Source organism: uncultured Sphingomonas sp., assembly GCF_964250165.1.
GTDB lineage: Bacteria > Pseudomonadota > Alphaproteobacteria > Sphingomonadales > Sphingomonadaceae > Sphingomonas.
Window position 1 is genome coordinate 1 of sequence record NZ_CAXUEK010000056.1, and the last position, 17,602, is coordinate 17,602.

Consider the following 17,602-nt stretch of genomic DNA (forward strand, 5'->3'; position numbering starts at 1 on the left):
GCCGCATACCTCAGAAATAGCGGATACGCTTCTGTCTAAGTGAAATCGAGCCTAGGCTGCAGGCGTCATGGCGGCCGCGGTGCCGGCATCCACGCCAGTTCCCATTCCGGTCGTCGACCTGAGAGGACAGTGCCAAGCTCAGAAGTGGCCCCCGTCCCAAAGCCGGGAGACGACAGGATGGTCCGGCCTCAGCTTTTCTTCAGCGCCGCCTGCGCCGCCGCCAGTCGCGCGATCGGCACGCGATAGGGGGAGGCCGAAACGTAATCGAGGCCGACCTCCTCGCAGAAGGCGATGCTCGCCGGATCGCCGCCATGCTCGCCGCAAATGCCGAGCTTGATGGCGGGGCGGGTGGCCCGGCCCCGCTCGGCGGCGATCCGCACCAGCTCGCCGACGCCCTCGACGTCGAGGCTGACGAACGGGTCCTTGGCGTAGATGCCCTGCTCGACATAGGCGCCAAGGAAGCGCCCGGCGTCGTCGCGGCTGACGCCCAGCGTCGTCTGGGTCAGGTCGTTGGTGCCGAAGGAGAAGAATGCCGCCGCCGCGGCGATGTCGCCGGCGCGCAATGCCGCGCGCGGCAGCTCGATCATGGTGCCGACCAGATACTCCAGCGTGCGGCCGCGCTCCGCGAAGACGTGCTTCGCCGCCTGGTCGACCACCGCCTTCATCAGCTCCAGCTCGCGCCGCGTGCCGACCAGCGGGATCATTACCTCGGGCACCGGCGCCTCGCCGCGCGCCGCCACCTCGCACGCCGCCTCGAAGATCGCGCGCGCCTGCATCGCGTAGATCTCGGGGTAGGTGACGCCGAGCCGGACGCCGCGATGGCCGAGCATCGGGTTGAACTCGTGCAGCTCGGCGGCCCGGCGCTTGAGCTGCTCGGGATCGACGCCGGACGCCTTGGCGACCTCGGCGAACTCCGCTTCCTCGTGCGGCAGGAACTCGTGGAGCGGCGGATCGAGTAGGCGGATGGTGACGGGCAGCCCCGCCATCGCCTCGAAGATGCCGACGAAGTCGCTGCGCTGCGCGGGCAGCAGCCGGTCGAGCGCGACCTGCCGGCCCTCCGTATCGTGGGCCAGGATCATCTGGCGGACCGCCGTGATGCGCTCGGCGTCGAAGAACATGTGCTCGGTGCGGCAGAGGCCGATGCCCTCCGCGCCGAACTCGCGCGCCGTCTTGGCGTCGGCGGGGGTGTCGGCGTTGGTACGGACCTTCATCCGCCGCGTCGCGTCGGCCCAGCCCATCAGCACCCCGAAGTCGCCGGACAGCTCGGGCTGCACGGTCGGCACCTCGCCGGCCATCACCTCGCCGGTCGCGCCGTCGATGGTGAGCGTGTCGCCTTCCCTCACCTCGCGCGAGCCTGATGTGGTCGGGACGCGCATCACCTTGTCCTTGGCCGAGATGGCAAGCGAGCCCGCGCCCGACACGCAGGGCCGGCCCATGCCGCGCGCGACCACCGCGGCGTGGCTGGTCATGCCGCCGCGCGCGGTGAGGACGCCCCGAGCGGCGTGCATGCCGTGGATGTCCTCGGGGCTGGTCTCGGTGCGGACGAGGATCACGGCCTTGCCGTCGGCGGCCCAGCGCTCGGCGGTGTCGGCGTCGAACACCGCCTGCCCGCTCGCCGCGCCCGGCGAGGCGGGCAGGCCCTTGGCGATCACGTCGCGCGCCGCGTCGGGATCGAGCGTCGGGTGGAGGAGCTGATCGAGCGAGGCGGCGTCGATGCGCGCGATCGCCTCCTCGCGCGTGATGAGGCCCTCGTTCGCCATGTCGACCGCGATCTTCAGCGCCGCCTTGGCGGTGCGCTTGCCCGACCGGGTCTGGAGCATCCAGAGCTTGGTCTTCTCGACCGTGAACTCGATGTCCTGCATGTCGCGATAATGCGTCTCCAGCGTGTGGAAGACGTCGGCGAGCTGGCCGTAGACCTCGGGCATCGCCTCTTCCATCGACGCCGCCCGGGCGCCCGCCTCCTCGCGCGCCTTGCGGGTCAGGTATTGCGGCGTGCGGATGCCGGCGACGACGTCCTCGCCCTGCGCGTTGATCAGGAACTCGCCATAATAGGCGTTCTCCCCCTTGGCGGGATCGCGGGTGAAGGCGACGCCCGTCGCGGACGTGTCGCCCATGTTGCCGAACACCATCGCCTGGACGTTGACCGCCGTCCCCCAGCTGCCGGGGATGTCGTTCAGGCGACGATAGACCTTGGCCCGCTCCGACTGCCACGAGCCGAACACGGCGCCGACCGCGCCCCATAACTGATCGTGGACGTCCTGGGGGAAGTCCTTGCCCCATTGCGCGCGGACCAGCCCCTTATACTCGTCGACCAGCGCCTTGAGGTCGGCGGCGTCGAGCTCGGTATCCAGCGTCAGTCCCTTGTCCTCCTTGGCGACCTCCAACGCCTCCTCGAACGCGCCATGATCGAGCTCCAGCACCACGTCGGCGTACATCTGGATGAAGCGGCGATAGCTGTCCCAGGCGAACCGCTCGTCGCCCGCCGCCTTCGCGAGCCCCTCGACCGTCGCGTCGTTCAGCCCGAGGTTCAGCACCGTATCCATCATGCCGGGCATCGAGACGCGCGCGCCGGAGCGGACGGAGACGAGCAGCGGGTTCGCGGCGTCGCCGAAGCGGTGGCCCGTCACCTGCTCGATATGCGCGAGGCCGTCGGCGACCTCCTGCCTCAGCTCGTCGGGAAAGCGCTCGCCCTCCTCGTAATAGCGGATGCACATCGCGGTGCTGATCGTGAAGCCCGGCGGCACGGGAAGGCCGATCGAGGCCATCTCGGCGAGGTTCGCGCCCTTGCCGCCCAGCATGTTCCGATCGCCCGCCGATCCGTCCGAGATGCCGCCGCCGAACCTGAATACGTAGGTCATCATTGCCCCTGTGAAAGCGACCTCGCCCCAGGACGAGGGTGACGGGTGGAAGGCTGCGCGGTCCTTAGCGCGGGGCGGCGGGGGGAGAAAGTGCGGGCGTCATGCGCCGTCACGCGGCGGAAGTTGAGGCTAAGTTGAGGCGTATGCGATGCGCCTCAGCCCTCGATCTTCGAGAAGTCGGCGACGGCGTGCACCGCATCGCGCATTCGGGCGAGCAGCGCCAGGCGGGCGCCGCGCCGGGCGGCGTCCGGATCGTTGACGGTCACGGTGTCAAAGAACGCGTCGATCGGCGCCCGCAGCGACGCGAGCGCCGCCATCGCGCCCTCGAAGTCCTCCGCCGCGACCGCCCGTGCGGCGCGCGGCTCGGCCGAATCGAGCGCGGCGATGAGGGCGCTCTCGTCGGGTTCGGGCGTGTAGGACAGGGATTTGTGGGCAGAGGCTGCATCCTCGTCATGCCGGGCATGTCCCGGTAGCCACGCCGGTGTCGAGCCCTGCCCTTCGCCGCCGGGGTTCGCGGCGGGGTCTGAGGTGGATCCCGGCACCAGGCCGGGATGACGGGGGCTGGTGGCTTCGGCGTAGCCCTCCTTCTTCAGGATATTCGCCGCGCGCCGGTAGCCGGTGAGCAGGTTCGCCCCGTCCTCGGTAGCCATGAATGCCTGCAGCGCGTGGACGCGGGCGAGCAGGCGGACGAGATCGTCCTCGCCGCCCAGCGCAAACACCGCGTCGATCAGGTCGTGGCGGACGCCGGCCTCGCGCTGCTGAACCTTGAGGCGGTCGGCGAAGAAGGCGCCAAGGCCCTTCTCGACATGCCCGTAATACACCTTCTCGAACTTGCTCAGATCGTCGTCACACGCGGCGATCAGCGCGCGCTCCATCCGAAACCGAAGATTATTGTCCAGGACGATTGAAATCACGGCCAATGCAGCCCGCCGGAGCGCGAACGGATCCCTTGAGCCCGTCGGAACCTGATCGATCAAGAAAAACTGCGTCAAGCTGTCCAGCTTGTCGGCCAGCGACACCGCCACAGTCACCGGCGCGGTCGGCACCGCGTCGCCCTGGCCGACCGGCTTGTAGTGGTCGCGGATGGCGGCGGCGACCTGGGGGTCTTCGCCTTGCGCGGCGGCGTAGTAGCCGCCCATCAGGCCCTGGAGCTCGGGAAACTCGCCGACCATGCCGGTGACGAGGTCCGCCTTCGCCAGCCGCGCCGCGCGTTCGGCGAGGGTGGCGAGGCGCTTGCGATCCTCCCCGCTCGCGGGGAGGGGGACCGCCGCCGAAGGCGGTGGTGGAGGGGGCGTCGCGACGAGCGGTTCGCCTGGATCGGCGCCCCCTCCACCATCGCTACGCGATGGTCCCCCTCCCCGTCCCGGGGAGGATTTGACGATCCCCTCCTCGACCAGCCAGCGGGCGAGCTTGGCCACCCGCTCGACCTTGTCGGCCACCGTGCCGAGCTTCTCGTGGAAGACGATGCGGTCGAGCTTCGCCGCCTGCTCAGCCAGCGGCACCTTGAGATCCTGCTCGTAGAAGAAGCGGGCGTCGGCCAGGCGCGCGGCGAGCACCTTGCGGTTGCCCTCGACGATGCGCGCGCCGCCGTCGCTCGCGGCGATGTTGGCGGTGCAGATGAAGGCGTCCGCCAGCCTGCCGTCGTCGCCGCGGCAGACGAAGTATTTCTGGTTCACTCGCGCGGTCAGCTGGATGACCTCGGACGGCACGTCGAGGAACGCGGCGTCGAAGCGGCCGAGCAGCGGCACCGGCCATTCGGTGAGGCCGGCATTCTCGGCGACCAGGCCTTCGTCCTCGATCAGCTGGAGCCCAGCCTCGGCGGCGAGCGCGGCGGCGCGGTCACGGATCAGCGCCTCGCGCTCGGCCTGGTCGACGATGACGTGGCAGGCGCACAGCTTCTCCCCGTAATCGGCGGCCGAGCCGATCGTGATCGCGCCCGGGTGATGGAAGCGATGGCCGAGCGTCGCCGCGCCGCTCGTGATCCCGGCGACCTCGACCGGCACCACCGCGTCGCCGAACAGCGCGACGATGCCGTGCAGCGGGCGCACCCAGCGCGGGCTCTCGGTCGAGCGCGACGCCTCGCCCCAGCGCATCGCCTTGGGCCAGGGGAAGGCGCGGATCACGGCCGGGATGGCTTCCGCGAGCACCGCCGCCGTGGCGCGGCCGGGCTTTTCGGCGATGGCGAAGAACACGCCGTCGCGCTCGACCAGCTGGTCGCGGGCGAGGCCGGTCTTGCGCAGGAACCCGTCCAGCGCCTGCGGCGGCGCGGACACGCGCGGACCCTTCAGTTCTTCGGTGACCGCGGCGGTGGCATCCGGCAGCCCGCGCGCGATCAGCGCCAGGCGGCGCGGCGTGGCGTAGGTGACGGCATCGGCGGCGGCGAGCCCCGCCTTCGCCAGCTCGGCCGCGAACAGCCGCGCCAGATCCTCCCGCGCCCGCGCCTGCATCCGCGCGGGGATTTCTTCGGAGCGCAGTTCGAGGAGGAAGTCGGTCACCGGAAATCCTCCCCGGGACCGGGAGGAGCTGTCATGCCGCCCACCCGTGCTTCGCCATCCACGCGGCGCACGCGCCCTTGGCCAGGTCGCGGACGCGGCCGATATAAGCCTGGCGCTCGGCCACCGAGATGACGCCGCGGGCCTGGAGCAGGTTGAAGGTGTGGCTGGCCTTGATCGCCTGTTCGTAGGCGGGGATCGGCAGGTCGGACCGGAGACAGTTCTCGCACTCGGCGGCCGCCTTGCGGAACTGGGCGGACAACGTGTCGGTGTCGGCCACCTCGAAGTTCCACTTCGACATCTCGCGCTCGTTCTCAAGGAACACGTCGCCGTAGCTTACCCCGGCGTCGTTGAACGCCAGATCGTAGACGCTGGCGACATCCTGGATGTACATCGCCAGCCGCTCCAGCCCGTAGGTTAGCTCGCCGGCCACCGGCTTCATGTCGAAGCCGCCCATCTGCTGGAAATAGGTGAACTGCGTCACCTCCATCCCGTCGCACCACACCTCCCAGCCCAGCCCCCAGGCGCCGAGCGTGGGGCTTTCCCAATCGTCCTCGACGAAGCGGATGTCGTGGAGCAGCGGGTCGATGCCGATCGCCGCCAGGCTGCCGAGATACATCTCCTGCAGGTCGGGCGGCGAGGGTTTCAGGATCACCTGATACTGGTAATAATGCTGCAGCCGGTTCGGGTTCTCGCCGTAGCGGCCGTCGGTAGGGCGGCGGCAGGGCTGGACGAAGGCGGCGTTCCACGGGTCCGGCCCCAGCGCGCGCAGCGTGGTCGCGGTGTGGAAGGTGCCCGCGCCCATCTCCATGTCATAGGGCTGCAGGATCAGGCAGCCGCGCTCGCTCCAGTAATGATGGAGCGTCAGGATCATGTTCTGAAAGGAGAGCGGGGCCGCGGCCATGGCGGGCGCGTTTGGCCGATGGGTTTGCCGCTGGCAAGGGCGCGCGGCCGGTGTAGAGGTGCGCCATGCCCCGCCTCGCCCGCCTGTTCCGCGTCGCCCTGCCCGCCCTGCTGCTCGCCGCGCCGCTGCCCGCCTGCGCCCGGCCGCCGGCGCGCGCCGCGGCTGACGCCGACCCGGCGCTGTGGGTCGTGAAGGACGCGGACACCACCATCTACCTGTTCGGCACCATCCATGTGCTCAAGCCCGGCCTCAGCTGGTTCGACGAGGCGGTGAAGGCGGCGTTCGACAAGGCCGACGAGGTCAAGCTGGAGATCGTCGAGCCGGACCCGGCGGCGATGGCGCCGCTGGTGCAGGCCAAGGGCATGAGCCTCTCCGGTCCGACGCTGACCGACAAGCTGCCGCCCAGGGAGCGGCCGGTGCTGGCGAAATACATGGCGTCGATCGGGCTGCCACGCGCGGCGTACGACCGGATGCAGCCATGGCTCGCGGCGAGCTACCTCCAGGTCCAGGCGCTGCAGAAGGTCGGCTACGATCCCGCCAACGGCCCCGAGCAGATCATCACCGCCGCCGCCAAGCAGGCGGGCAAGCCGCTGACCGGGCTGGAGACGGTGGAGCAGCAGATCGGCTTCTTCGCCGGCCTGCCCGATCGCGCGCAGATCGCGATGCTGGACGACACGCTGGACGAAATGCCCAAGCTGCAGGGCGAGATGGCGAAGATGGTCGACCAGTGGGCGACGGGCAAGACCGATCTGATCGCCAAGGAGCTGAACGAGGGCGTGACGAAGACGCCCGAGGCGATGCAGGTGCTGCTGATCGACCGCAACCGGCGCTGGGCCGACTGGATCAAGGCGCGGCTCGACCAGCCCGGCACGGTGTTCATCGCGGTCGGCGCGGGGCACCTGGCCGGGCCGACGAGCGTGCAGGCGGAGCTGGCAAAGCGCGGGGTGAAGGCGGCGCGGGTGAACTACTGATCCCGCTCCCTGCAGGGGAGAGGGTGGCCGAGCCGCAGGCGAGGTCGGGAGAGGGGCTGCGCCGGAGCACACCGCACTGCCCTCTCCCGCCATCGCTGCGCTCGGCTCCCTCTCCCCTGCAGGGGAGAGGGAGATGAGTTGCCTTTGGGACCCTCCGCCGCTATGCGCCCCCACTTGCCCGCCATGGTCATCCCTGGAGGCGTGGGGGCAAGCAACACCAGCCAAGGACTATCCGCATGAGCGACCAGTTGACGCTCGCGGCCGAGGCGCGTGACCGGGTTGGCAAGGGAGCCTCCCGTTCGCTGCGCCGCCAGGGCCGCGTCCCCGCCGTGATCTACGGCCAGAATCAGGCCCCGTTGGCCATCCACCTGGAGGAGCGCGCGCTGGTCCGCGCGCTCGGCTCGGGGCATTTCATGAACTCGGTGATCCTGCTCGACGGCGTTGCCGGCGGCGCGCGGACGCTGGCCAAGGACGTCGCGTTCGACGTCGTCTCCGACCGGCCGGTGCATGTCGACTTCTTCCGAGTCGGCGAGCATTCGACGGTGACGGTCGCGGTGCCGGTGATCTTCACCGACGAGGAGGAGTGCGAGGGCCTGGCGCGCGGCGGCGTGCTCAACATCGTGCGCCACGAGGTGGAGCTGGTGGTCGACGCGGCCGACATCCCGAGCGACATCACCATCTCGCTCAAGGGCTTCGACCTGGGCGACTCGATCCACATCTCGACGGCGAACCTGCCTGCCGGCGCGAAGGCGGCGATCGACGACCGCGACTTCACCGTCGCGACGATCATCGCGCCGTCGGCGCTGAAGTCGAGCGAGGGCGGCGAGGCCGAGACGGTCGAGGCGGCGTAATCTCCCTGTCCCCTTCACGGGAGAGGGTCGGGGAGAGAGGCAGTCCGAGACGGCCAGTGCGTCGCACCGCCCCTCTCCCTCCGCCGCTTCGCGGCTCCTCCCTCTCCCCTTCAGGGAGAGGGAATTAGCGATGCAGATCTGGGCCGGGCTCGGCAATCCTGGGCCGCAGCATGCGATGGAGCGGCACAATGTCGGCTTCATGGCGGTCGATGCGATCGCCGCGCTGCACGGCTTCGGGCCGGTCAGGAAGCAGTTCGCCGGCTGGACGCAGGAGGGGCGGATCGGCGCCCACAAGGTGCTGCTGCTCAAGCCTGCGACGTTCATGAACGACAGCGGGCGCTCGCTCGGCGAGGCGCTGCGCTTCTACAAGCTGGGCGTGGACGCGTTGACGGTGCTGCACGACGAGCTCGATCTCGCACCGTTCAAGATCAAGGTGAAGCGCGGCGGCGGCACGGCGGGGCATAACGGGCTGCGCTCCACCGACCAGCATCTCGGTCCCGACTTCCGCCGGGTGCGGCTGGGGATCGGGCATCCCGGGCACAAGGACCGCGTGACGGGCCATGTACTCGGCAACTACGCCAAGGCCGAGCTGGAGCCGCTGTCCGATATGCTCGGTGCGGTGGCGGCCGAGGCCGGGTGGCTGGCGGACGGGGACGACGCGCGATTCATGAACGCGGTGGCGTTGCGCCAAGCCGCACGCGAGTAGCGCAGCTGGTCGCGTACGGCGCAGGCCGGCCAGGCTCGGCTTCAGCCGAGCTTCGACGTCACGGGATTGATCCCGTGACGGCCCGTGATCCACGCCCTCTCGACCATCGTTTCATGATGGCCCCTCCCCGTCCCGGGGAGGATCAGGAGAACGCCGCCTCGACCCTCGGCTCCAGCCGGTCGAACACCGCCGAGACCACCGCCTCGCTCGCCCACCCGATGGCGGCCCCGGCAATCACATCGCTGAAATAATGGTTGCCGGCGGGCGCCTGCGCCGCCGCGGCCGCGCCGGCCGCGAGCATCGCAGGCACGGCGGCACCGTCGATGTCGCGCGACGCCGCCCGCGCCACCGCGACCGCGCCGGCGGTATGGCCGGAGGGGAAGCTCTTGTCCTCGTGCCCACCCTCGTCGCCAGCCTCGAAGCGATGGCCGTCGCCGTCGAGCGCGTGGCTGGGGCGCGTGCGGTCGAACTGATGCTTGACCGCCAGCTTCGCCGCCGTGGCGAGCAGGTGCGCCGCCAGCATGCGCGCACCGCCGCGGGCGAGATCGCGGCGTCGCGTTACCAGCCCGATCACCAGCGTGCCGAGCGACGCGACGATCAACGGCGGCTGGTCGGCCACCTCGGCGAGCCCGGCGACGACCCGCATCACCGGGGTGTTGCGCGCGGCGGCCGCTGCGTGCGTGCCCCCGACATCGGCTTTCGCAATCGCCTTCTTCGCCGCTTTCGCGCGCGCCTTGGCGGGCTTCTTGTCGGATTTCATCCGCGCTTTGGCGGATTTCTTGGCGGGCTTGGTATCGGTCATGCGCCATCAACGGGCGACGTGGCGGCTTGGACCCGTTGCGCCTAGAGCGCCACGCCGATGAACGATCCCGCCACCATCCGTCGCCTCTACGGCCGCCGCCAGGGCCACAGGCTGCGCGCCGGGCAGGCGTCGCTCGCCGACGAGCTGCTGCCGCAGGTGAGTGTCCCGGCGGGGCCGCTCGACGCGCTCGCGCTGTTCGGCGACGACCGGCCGCTGGAGCTGGAGATCGGCTTCGGCGGCGGCGAGCACCTCGCGGCGCAGGCGGCGGCGCGCCCGGAGACGGGGTTCATCGGCTGCGAGCCGTTCCTGAACGGCGTCGTCCAGGCGCTTGGTCACCTGCGTGATGCCGGGCTCGGCAACGTCCGGCTGCACATGGGCGACGCGCTGGACGTGCTGGAGCGGCTGCCGGACGCGAGCCTTGCCCGGGTCTACCTGCTCCACCCCGATCCCTGGCCCAAGGCGCGCCACGCCAAGCGCCGGATGGCGAACCACGGGCCGCTGGACCTGATCGCCGCCAAGCTGATGCCCAACGGCCAGTTCCGGCTCGGCACCGACGACCCGACCTATTGCCGCTGGGCGCTGATGGTGATGGGGCAGCGCGCCGACTTCCGCTGGACCGCCGAGCACTCCCGCGATTTCCTGGAGCGTCCCGCCGACTGGCCCGAGACGCGCTACGAGCGCAAGGCGCGGCGACAGGGGCACGAGGTCTGGTATTTCAGCTACGTACGCGCGTGAGCGCGTTCGTGCTGCTGGCGCAACCAAGCCGCCGGCCGCCCGGCCGACGGCTCGCCGCGTGGAAGGTTCAGGCGAAGCTGACGGCGGTTCCTGCCCGCTGACGACGGCGCAGGGCGAAGCCCGCCACGCCGAGGCCCGCGATCATCAATGCCCAGCTGGCGGGTTCGGGCACCGCCGCGAGGGCGGAAGACGAGGCGGTCACCGCACCGGCTGCGAAGCCGCCGGCGAGGGTGGTGATGCGATAGGAGGAGATCACGTCCGAGTAGAAGAGGCTGGTCTGCCCGCCTCCGGTCGTGGTGAACCCCAGGCCGCTTCCGTCGAGGAAGCTCGGACCGGTCGTGTAATAGAGGTTGTCCGATCCGGTAAATCCGTTCAGCCCAGTGATCGTCAGCGGCGCGCTCGTCCCCACGGTCAACGACCCGGTGATGGCCGTGATCGCGAACGCCGTGTATCCGCCCCGCGCGGCGGCGGATGGGGTGTCCGACGTCGTCAGAACCCCCGTTCCGGTGCGGCCCTGCCCGCTGAAGCTGAACAGATATTGCGCTGCCGATGCAGGCGCGGCGGTGACTGCGGCAAGGACGGCCGCGCAGGCGAGATAGTGTCTCATGCTTTTCCCTTCTCGATCGCCTCGCAGCGCGCGTGGTCGATGAGAGGGATACGACGGCTAGGCGACAATAGACGCCGAACGGCACCGCGGGCGATCGTCCGGATATGGGACAAGATCCTAATTCGGGGTGCGGCGACGAGTGGCTGCGGTTTGGGGCGACGCGACGCCCGCCGCCCATCCGCCGCGTCGGGCGAGCAGCCGGCCGATGGCCCCGGGCGCACCCGGGCGCAGCAGCAGGTAGTCGCGCAGCAGCGGGCCTGACGCCGCGCCGAGCACTGCCTTGTAGCCGCTGTCGCCCATGCCCCAGTCGATCCGCCGGATGCCGCGCGCGCGGGCGTCGATCAGGTTGCGATAATGGAGGAGCTTGCCCGGGGAATGTCTGGCGAGCCGGGCGGCGTAGCTGTTGGCGATCGCATAGCGGGTCTCGCCCGCATCCAGATCGAACGAGAAGGCGACGGGATCACCGTCGATGGTCAGCAACGCGGCGGAGAACGCGGCGGCAAGCGTAGAGTCCGCGGCGGCGAGGCGCCAGAAACGACCATGAGCGCGGCCGAACTTGGCGTCGGGCGCGCCGGCGACCCAGCTCTGCGCCTCCACCGCGGCGAATAGGTCGAAGGCGCCGGGCCAGTCGGCAACGCGGAGGAAGCGGCAGTCGACCGCGCCGTGCGCGGCGAGGTGCTTCTCGTGGAAGCGGTTCTTCCTGAGGCTGGAACCGCGCGGCCAGGCGGAATCGGCGAGGTCCTGCATCTGCGCCTGACCGACGATGCGGTCGAGCACCGTCCAGCCGGCCGCGCGCGCGGCGGCGGCGAGCGCTTCGGCGCCGGGGTCGCCGTCCGCGACCGGACCGATCCGCAGCCCCCGGCAGCAACGGCCGAGCTCGGCCAGCGCGGCGTGCGCCGCCGCGTCGCTCGCCGCCACGGCGATCGGGAAGCTGCGGAACGGCCAGTAACTGCCGGGCACTGCCGCCAATCCCAGCAGCGGCGGGCCGAGCGCGACCAGCGGCAGCGCGAGTACGGGCAGGCCATCGTCGTCCGCGATGAGGGTGCGCGGGTGGCCGCCATAGGCCGCCACCGCCGCGGCGAACCAGCCATAGCGCAGGTGCCGGTGCGTCTCGGCGGCGCAGGCGGCGACCGCGTCGATCTCGGCGGACAGCCCCGCGACGAGGCGGGCCGTCGCCGCCGGCGCGATGCGATCGAACGCGGCGAGCGAGAGCGGGCGGGTCACGCCGGCCACCTACGCCCGTCGCGTTACCATCCGCTTTCCCCGGCGCGCGTTTCGCCGCATGGAGCAGGCGTGCCGACCTTCCCCGCCGTCTCGACGATCGCGCAGACCATCCAGCTGTCGCTCAGCCCGGTGTTCATGCTGGCCGGCATCGGCGCGTTCGTGAACGTGCTGGCGGGACGGCTGGCGCGGGTGGTGGACCGGGGCCGCGCGCTGGAGGCGCTCCACCCGCGCTCGCGGGGACCCGAGCATGACCGGCACGTGGGCGAGCTGCGGATCCTCGACCGGCGCATCCGGCTCATCAATATGGGCCTGCTGCTGGCCGTGCTGAGCGCGGTGACGACCTGCGCCGTCGTGACGCTGCTGTTCGTCGCCGAGCTGGCGTGGCTGCATATCGGCCGCGCGGTGGCGATCGCGTTCATCCTCGCCATGCTGCTGCTGATCGCGGCGCTGGCGGCGTTCATGGTCGAGGTGCGGGTGGCGACGCACGCGCTGCGCATCCGGCCCGAGCTGCTGGAACATACGCGATGATTGAACGGCGCGCGCTGCAGCTGATGGTGGCCATCGCCTGCCTGGTGCCGCTGACGGTCGGCGGCCTCTCGATCCTGCGCGGCCCGGGGTGGATCGGGCACCCGCCGATGATCCCGCGCGACCTGGACAGCCATTTCCGCTACGTCTCGGGCATCTTCTTCGGCCTGGGGCTGGCGTTCACGACGTGCGTCCCCGGGATCGAGCGCAAGGGGCCGCGCTTCCGGCTGCTGGGCGCGATGGTGGTGTGCGGCGGGCTGGCCCGGCTCGTGTCGCTGGCGGCGGTCGGCGTGCCGGGCCGGGGCATGGCGCTCGGGCTGGCGATGGAGCTGGGGGTCGTGCCGCTGCTGATGCTGTGGCAATCGCGGGTGGAGCGTTTTTCCCTCTCCCCTTCAGGGGAGAGGGTGGCCGAGCGCTAGCGAGGTCGGGAGAGGGGCCGAGCGGTGGGTTAGCGACGCGGTCGCCCCCTCTCCCCAACCCTCTCCCCTGAAGGGAAGAGCGAGATCAGCGCGCCCCGTCCAGCCCCGGCCCGGCATCCGCCGTCGGCAGGTAGCGCGGCGCAACCCGCGCCCGCGCCCGCTGCTCATAGGCGTAGCCGGCACCGAGCACGGTCGCCTCGCCATATTTCGTCGCGATGAAGGAAAGCCCGGCGGGCAGGCCGCGGACCAGCCCCATCGGCACGGTCAGGTTCGGGTAGCCGGCAATGGCGGGCAGTTCGGACGAGGACGGGCCGCCATATTGGTCGCCGTAGACGGGATCGCTCAGCCACGCCGCGCCGTAGCTGGGTTCGACGAGCACCGTCGCCCGCGCGCGCGTCAGCATCCCGTCGATCGCCTCGCTGGCGAGCCGGAGCGATTTGGCGCGCGCCGCCCGGTAATCCGGATCGGCAAGGCCCTTGGTCTTCTGCGCCGCCTCGAACGTCTCCTGGCCGAAGAACGGCATCTCGGTCGCCGCATGGACGGTGTCGAAGGCGATCACGTCGGCCAGCGTGCGGGTCGCGACCGCGGGCGGGGTGGTCGCGAGATAGGCGTTCAGGTCGGCCTTCAGCTCGGTCTGCAGCACGAGCAGCTCGGCCTCGCCCAGCCCCTCGGTCTTCGGCCGCTCCACCTCGACCAGCTCGGCGCCGCCCGCCTTCAGGACGTCGAGCGCGCGCTGGTAGGTGGCGGCGAGGTCCGGCGTCATGTCCGGCCGCAGCACCGCGACGCGCAGGCCGGACAGCGCGCTCGCCGACAGGCCGGCGGCATAGTCCTTCGCTTCGCCGCGCGGCGCGTCGGCCGGGTCACCGCCGACCATGCCCGAGAACATCAGCGCCACGTCGCGCACCGAGCGCGCCATCGCGCCGGGCGTGTCCTGCGAGTGGCTGATCGGCACGACATGGGTGCGGCTGACGAGGCCGATCGAGGGCTTCAGCCCCGCCAGCCCGTTGATCGACGACGGGCAGACCACCGAGCCGTCGGTCTCCGTCCCCACCGCCGCCGCCGCGAAGCTCGCGGCCACCGCCGCGCCCGAGCCGGACGAGGAGCCGCAGGCGGTGCGGTCGAGCGAATAGGGGTTGCGCACCAGCCCGCCGACCGCGCTCCAGCCGCTCATCGCGCGGGTCGAGCGGATGTTCGCCCATTCGGACAGGTTGGTCTTGCCCAGGATCACCGCGCCCGCCGCGCGCAGCTGCGCCACGACCGGCGCGTCGCGGCGGGTGACGTTGGCGGCGAGCGCGAGGCTGCCGGCGGTGGTGGCGATCGGGTCCAGCGTCTCGACATTGTCCTTGATGAGCACCGGGATGCCGTGGAGCGGCCCGCGAACCCGCCCCGCCTTGCGCTCGGCGTCCAGCGCGCGCGCCTGGGCGAGCGCGTCGGGATTGAGCGCGATCACCGCGCGCAGGCTCGTCCCCTTGCGGTCCATCGCGGCGATGCGCTTGAGATACGCCCCGACGAGATCGGCGCTGCTCGCCTGGCCGGCGGCCATCATCGCCTGGAGCTGGTCGATCGACTTCTCCTCGACGGCGACGGTCTTGGCCTGGGCGGCGACGGGCATCGCTAGAAGCATGGCGGCGGCGATCAGACGCATCGATGGTCCCTCTTCGTCATGCCGGGCGTGTCCCGGCATCCACGCCAGTCCTGCTGCCCGAACGCCGGTTGCTGCACGACGGTGGACGCCGGGACAAGCCCGGCGTGACGGTGGCGGGATGAAAATCCTCCTGCCGGAAGGCGGCCTGCGCCAACCGCCCCGAGGCTGCGTCGATCGCGGAATATTGGGTGCGCTCGGCCTGAACCTTGGTCGACAGCCTTCGTTAGCCTGTGTCCATGCCAAGCTCCCTCCGTTAGATGACGACCGCCCTCAAGATCGTCGGCGGCGTCGCGCTGCTGATCGTCGTCCTGTTCGGGCTGGCGGTGACGATCGTGCCGCGTTTCCTCGACCGCATCTATTATCGCGGGCCGGCGGGCGATCATTTCGATGGCGAACGCTTCTTCAATCCCGGCGGCGACGACGACACGTTTCGGCCGCCAGCGGGCGGCAGTCGCGCGGGGTTCTTGTGGCGCTACTTGGCCAAGCGCGACGGGCGGCCGCCCTGGCCGGACAGCGTGGCGGTCAGCCCCAGCAAGCCGCCGGCGCGGGTGGAGGGCGAGCGGATGCTCGTCACCTGGATCGGCCATGCGACGGTGCTGGTGCAGACCAACGGGCTCAACATCCTGACCGACCCGATCTGGAGCGAGCGGACCGGGCCGTGGGGCCGCGGACCGAAGCGCGTGGCGGCGCCCGGCGTGCGTTTCGAGGATCTGCCGAAGATCGACCTCGTGCTGGTCAGCCACAATCATTACGACCACATGGACCTGCCGACGCTGCAGCGGCTGTGGCAGCGGGATCGGCCGGCGATCGTCACCAGCCTCGGCAACGACACCGTCCTGCGCTCCGCCGGTGTGCCGGCCACGGCGCTCGACTGGGGCGAGTCGGCACGGCTGACCGGGACCGGCCTGATGCGTGAGGAGCGGCCGTGCGATCCCGACCCGTGGTGCCCCGGCGACCGCGCCCAGGTGCAGGCGGCGCCGGTACATCATTGGGGCAGCCGCTGGTTCGCCGATCGCAACCGGGCGCTGTGGTCGGGCTTCGTGCTGCGCCTGGGCGTCTCGGGCAAGGTCTTCTTCGCCGGCGACACGGGCTACAAGACCGACTGGGTCGCCGAAGCGCGACGGTTCGGACCCTATCGGCTCGCGATCCTGCCGATCGGCGCGTTCCGCTTCGTGCCGGGCCAGATGGGCATCGCGAGCCATATGGGGCCGATCGACGCCGTCCGCGCCTTTGTCGAGCTCGACGCCGCCGCCGCGCTGCCGGTGCATTGGGGCACGTTCCGGCTGTCCTTCGAGGGCTATGACACGCCGCCCAAGATGCTGGCGGCGCTGATGCGCTGCACGGGGGCGGACCCGGCGCGGTTTGCGGGGCATGGTATCGGGCAGGCGTTCGACGCCCCGCCGGCGAAAGCGCCCCGCACCCCGCTGGACCTCTCGCGATTGCCGGCGTGCGCGAACAGCCCCGAGGTGAAGGCGCTGCCCTGATCTCCCCTCCTCTTCAGAGGAGAGGAGAAAGACGGCCGCAGGCCGGCGAAGAGGCGAGGAGCACGCGCCCGTGCCGCACAGCGTCCGCCTCCCCCGGCCCGTCCTCTAAACAGGAGCGGAACCAGGCTCCTCCAGCCCCCAAAGCGTGACGATCAGCGCCATCGCCACCACCCCTTCGGTATACCACAGCCCGGCATAGGCATTGTGCGTCCGCGCGACGATCCAGGCGCTGATGAGCGGCAGGAAGCCGCCGAAATACCCGGTCCCGAAATGGTAGGGGATCGACAGCGACGAATAGCGGATGCGCGCCGGAAACATCTCGGCCAGCAGCGCCGCCACCGAACCATAAGTCAGGCCCGACAGCGCCATCATGCCGAGGATGCCGAGCAGGATCAGCGCCGTCCCGCCCGCGCCGGGCACGAAGCCGGCGGGCATCGCCCCGTCCCCCGCGCCGCGCCCGATCAGCCAGAAGAACGGGAAGACCAGCACGAGCGCGGCGGCATAGCCCCACACGATCGGCGGCTTGCGCCCGATCCGGTCCGACAGCGCGCCGGTCGTGAAATAGAAGACCAGCCCGCACAGCGCGCCCACCGCGACGATGATCTGCGCCGGGCTTTCGGCCATGTGCATCGGCCCGGTGAGGAAGGTGAGCACCGAGAACAGCGCCGTGTACCAGATCACCGTCAGCCCCGCGGCGATCCCGAACAGCGCCACCAACAGGCGACGGAGGTTGCCGGGATAGGTGAAGCTCTCCCGGAAAGGGTTGGACGCCCCCTCGCCCGCGGCCTGCATCCGGCGGAACACCGGGCTTTCCGACAGCTTGAGCCGCATCCACAAGGAGACCGCGAGCAGCAGCAGCGAGAACAGAAACGGGAAGCGCCACCAGCCGCTCGCCCAGGCGTCCAGCCCCACCGCCGCCTTGGTCGCGAGCACCACCGCCAGGCTCAGGATGAAGCCGCCGACCACGCCCGCCTGGATGAAGCTGGTGTAGAAGCCCGCCTTGCCCGGCGGCGAATGCTCGGCGACGTAGATCGCCGCGCCCCCATATTCGCCGCCAAGCGCCAGCCCCTGCGCCACGCGGAGCAGCAGGACGAGCGCGGGCGCGGCATAGCCGATCGCCGCGGCGGAGGGCACCAGCCCGACCCCGGCCGTGGCGACGCCCATCAGCGTGATGGTGACCAGGAAGGTGTATTTGCGCCCGAGGCGGTCGCCCAGGAACCCGAACACGATCGCGCCGAGCGGCCGGAAGCCGAAGCCGACCGCGAACCCCGCCCAGGCGAGCAGCGTCTGCACCACCGGATCGCCGGCGGGGAAGAAGGTGCGGCCGATGATCCCGGCCGACGCCAGCGTGCCGTAGATGAAGAAATCGTACCACTCGA

15 protein-coding genes are annotated in these 17,602 nt (G+C 70.8%); 7 read left to right on the top strand and 8 right to left on the bottom strand.

Features of this window, described 5'->3' with window-relative positions; genetic code table 11:
• Nucleotides 1-188: 188 nt before the first annotated feature.
• From ppdK to ACFE64_RS11365, 3 genes are all read right to left on the bottom strand, one after another.
• A complete protein-coding gene (gene ppdK / locus ACFE64_RS11355; RefSeq protein ID WP_375392577.1) occupies nucleotides 189-2,861 on the bottom strand; it encodes a pyruvate, phosphate dikinase in 2,673 nt (890 codons plus the stop codon).
• Between the two features lie 152 nt (nucleotides 2,862-3,013).
• Nucleotides 3,014-5,353, bottom strand: coding sequence for a glycine--tRNA ligase subunit beta (gene glyS / locus ACFE64_RS11360; protein WP_375392578.1), 2,340 nt, complete (start codon nucleotides 5,351-5,353; stop codon nucleotides 3,014-3,016).
• A gap of 31 nt (nucleotides 5,354-5,384) precedes the next feature.
• Nucleotides 5,385-6,254 carry a glycine--tRNA ligase subunit alpha gene (locus ACFE64_RS11365; RefSeq protein ID WP_375392579.1) on the bottom strand — a complete coding sequence of 290 codons (870 nt, stop codon included), beginning with the start codon at nucleotides 6,252-6,254 and terminating at the stop codon, nucleotides 5,385-5,387.
• Between the two features lie 65 nt (nucleotides 6,255-6,319).
• Here ACFE64_RS11365 and ACFE64_RS11370 point away from each other — a divergent pair, with 65 nt between their 5' ends.
• The 3 genes from ACFE64_RS11370 (at nucleotide 6,320) to pth (ending at nucleotide 8,782) form a co-directional block, all read left to right on the top strand.
• Nucleotides 6,320-7,225: a TraB/GumN family protein gene (locus tag ACFE64_RS11370; RefSeq protein WP_375392580.1), complete on the top strand. Its 906-nt coding sequence runs from the start codon at nucleotides 6,320-6,322 to the stop codon at nucleotides 7,223-7,225.
• A 236-nt stretch (nucleotides 7,226-7,461) separates the two neighbouring features.
• Entirely contained in the window at nucleotides 7,462-8,076 is a 615-nt protein-coding gene (locus ACFE64_RS11375) for a 50S ribosomal protein L25/general stress protein Ctc (RefSeq protein ID WP_375392581.1), read from the top strand.
• A 130-nt stretch (nucleotides 8,077-8,206) separates the two neighbouring features.
• Nucleotides 8,207-8,782, top strand: coding sequence for an aminoacyl-tRNA hydrolase (gene pth, locus ACFE64_RS11380; protein WP_375392582.1), 576 nt, complete (start codon nucleotides 8,207-8,209; stop codon nucleotides 8,780-8,782).
• A gap of 142 nt (nucleotides 8,783-8,924) precedes the next feature.
• On the opposite strand, the gene ACFE64_RS11385 is transcribed toward pth, so the two are convergent.
• Nucleotides 8,925-9,584, bottom strand: a complete 660-nt coding sequence (locus tag ACFE64_RS11385) for a phosphatase PAP2 family protein (protein ID WP_375392583.1) — start codon at nucleotides 9,582-9,584, stop codon at nucleotides 8,925-8,927.
• Nucleotides 9,585-9,641: 57 nt separating this feature from the next.
• Here ACFE64_RS11385 and trmB point away from each other — a divergent pair, with 57 nt between their 5' ends.
• Nucleotides 9,642-10,319, top strand: a complete 678-nt coding sequence (gene trmB / locus ACFE64_RS11390) for a tRNA (guanosine(46)-N7)-methyltransferase TrmB (protein WP_375392584.1) — start codon at nucleotides 9,642-9,644, stop codon at nucleotides 10,317-10,319.
• Between the two features lie 67 nt (nucleotides 10,320-10,386).
• Here the strand turns inward: trmB and ACFE64_RS11395 are convergent, their stop codons facing one another.
• Together ACFE64_RS11395 and ACFE64_RS11400 are read right to left on the bottom strand one after the other, a co-directional pair.
• Nucleotides 10,387-10,926, bottom strand: coding sequence for a PEPxxWA-CTERM sorting domain-containing protein (locus ACFE64_RS11395; RefSeq protein WP_375392585.1), 540 nt, complete (start codon nucleotides 10,924-10,926; stop codon nucleotides 10,387-10,389).
• A gap of 117 nt (nucleotides 10,927-11,043) precedes the next feature.
• Nucleotides 11,044-12,150 (bottom strand): GNAT family N-acetyltransferase, encoded by a 1,107-nt coding sequence (locus ACFE64_RS11400; RefSeq protein WP_375392586.1) that lies wholly within the window; start codon nucleotides 12,148-12,150, stop codon nucleotides 11,044-11,046.
• 69 nt (nucleotides 12,151-12,219) lie between these two features.
• Between ACFE64_RS11400 and ACFE64_RS11405 the strand changes: the two genes are divergently transcribed.
• Entirely contained in the window at nucleotides 12,220-12,678 is a 459-nt protein-coding gene (locus ACFE64_RS11405; protein ID WP_375392587.1) for a DUF2721 domain-containing protein, read from the top strand.
• On the top strand, nucleotides 12,675-13,094 hold the full coding sequence (locus ACFE64_RS11410; RefSeq protein ID WP_375392588.1) for a DUF4345 domain-containing protein: 420 nt from the start codon (nucleotides 12,675-12,677) through the stop codon (nucleotides 13,092-13,094). Before ACFE64_RS11405 ends, ACFE64_RS11410 begins: the two co-directional genes overlap by 4 nt.
• Nucleotides 13,095-13,179: 85 nt before the next feature.
• Here ACFE64_RS11410 and ACFE64_RS11415 read toward each other — a convergent pair whose 3' ends face one another.
• Nucleotides 13,180-14,739, bottom strand: coding sequence for an amidase (locus tag ACFE64_RS11415; RefSeq protein WP_375392589.1), 1,560 nt, complete (start codon nucleotides 14,737-14,739; stop codon nucleotides 13,180-13,182).
• A 257-nt stretch (nucleotides 14,740-14,996) separates the two neighbouring features.
• Here ACFE64_RS11415 and ACFE64_RS11420 point away from each other — a divergent pair, with 257 nt between their 5' ends.
• Nucleotides 14,997-16,223, top strand: coding sequence for an MBL fold metallo-hydrolase (locus tag ACFE64_RS11420; protein ID WP_375392590.1), 1,227 nt, complete (start codon nucleotides 14,997-14,999; stop codon nucleotides 16,221-16,223).
• Between the two features lie 105 nt (nucleotides 16,224-16,328).
• Here ACFE64_RS11420 and ACFE64_RS11425 read toward each other — a convergent pair.
• The coding region (locus ACFE64_RS11425) for an MFS transporter (protein WP_375392591.1) at nucleotides 16,329-17,602 on the bottom strand (1,274 nt) is incomplete at its 5' end.

What these genes read in the sequence shown, in the direction of transcription:
- trmB (WP_375392584.1), top strand. Translation starts at nt 9,642, where the DNA reads ATGAACGATCCCGCCACCATCCGTCGCCTCTACGGCCGCCGCCAGGGC.
- ACFE64_RS11415 (WP_375392589.1), bottom strand. Translation starts at nt 14,739, where the DNA reads ATGCGTCTGATCGCCGCCGCCATGCTTCTAGCGATGCCCGTCGCCGCC.
- pth (WP_375392582.1), top strand. Translation starts at nt 8,207, where the DNA reads ATGCAGATCTGGGCCGGGCTCGGCAATCCTGGGCCGCAGCATGCGATG.
- ACFE64_RS11370 (WP_375392580.1), top strand. Translation starts at nt 6,320, where the DNA reads ATGCCCCGCCTCGCCCGCCTGTTCCGCGTCGCCCTGCCCGCCCTGCTG.
- ACFE64_RS11365 (WP_375392579.1), bottom strand. Translation starts at nt 6,254, where the DNA reads ATGGCCGCGGCCCCGCTCTCCTTTCAGAACATGATCCTGACGCTCCAT.
- ACFE64_RS11420 (WP_375392590.1), top strand. Translation starts at nt 14,997, where the DNA reads ATGACGACCGCCCTCAAGATCGTCGGCGGCGTCGCGCTGCTGATCGTC.
- ACFE64_RS11385 (WP_375392583.1), bottom strand. Translation starts at nt 9,584, where the DNA reads ATGACCGATACCAAGCCCGCCAAGAAATCCGCCAAAGCGCGGATGAAA.
- ACFE64_RS11410 (WP_375392588.1), top strand. Translation starts at nt 12,675, where the DNA reads ATGATTGAACGGCGCGCGCTGCAGCTGATGGTGGCCATCGCCTGCCTG.
- ppdK (WP_375392577.1), bottom strand. Translation starts at nt 2,861, where the DNA reads ATGATGACCTACGTATTCAGGTTCGGCGGCGGCATCTCGGACGGATCG.
- ACFE64_RS11395 (WP_375392585.1), bottom strand. Translation starts at nt 10,926, where the DNA reads ATGAGACACTATCTCGCCTGCGCGGCCGTCCTTGCCGCAGTCACCGCC.
- ACFE64_RS11375 (WP_375392581.1), top strand. Translation starts at nt 7,462, where the DNA reads ATGAGCGACCAGTTGACGCTCGCGGCCGAGGCGCGTGACCGGGTTGGC.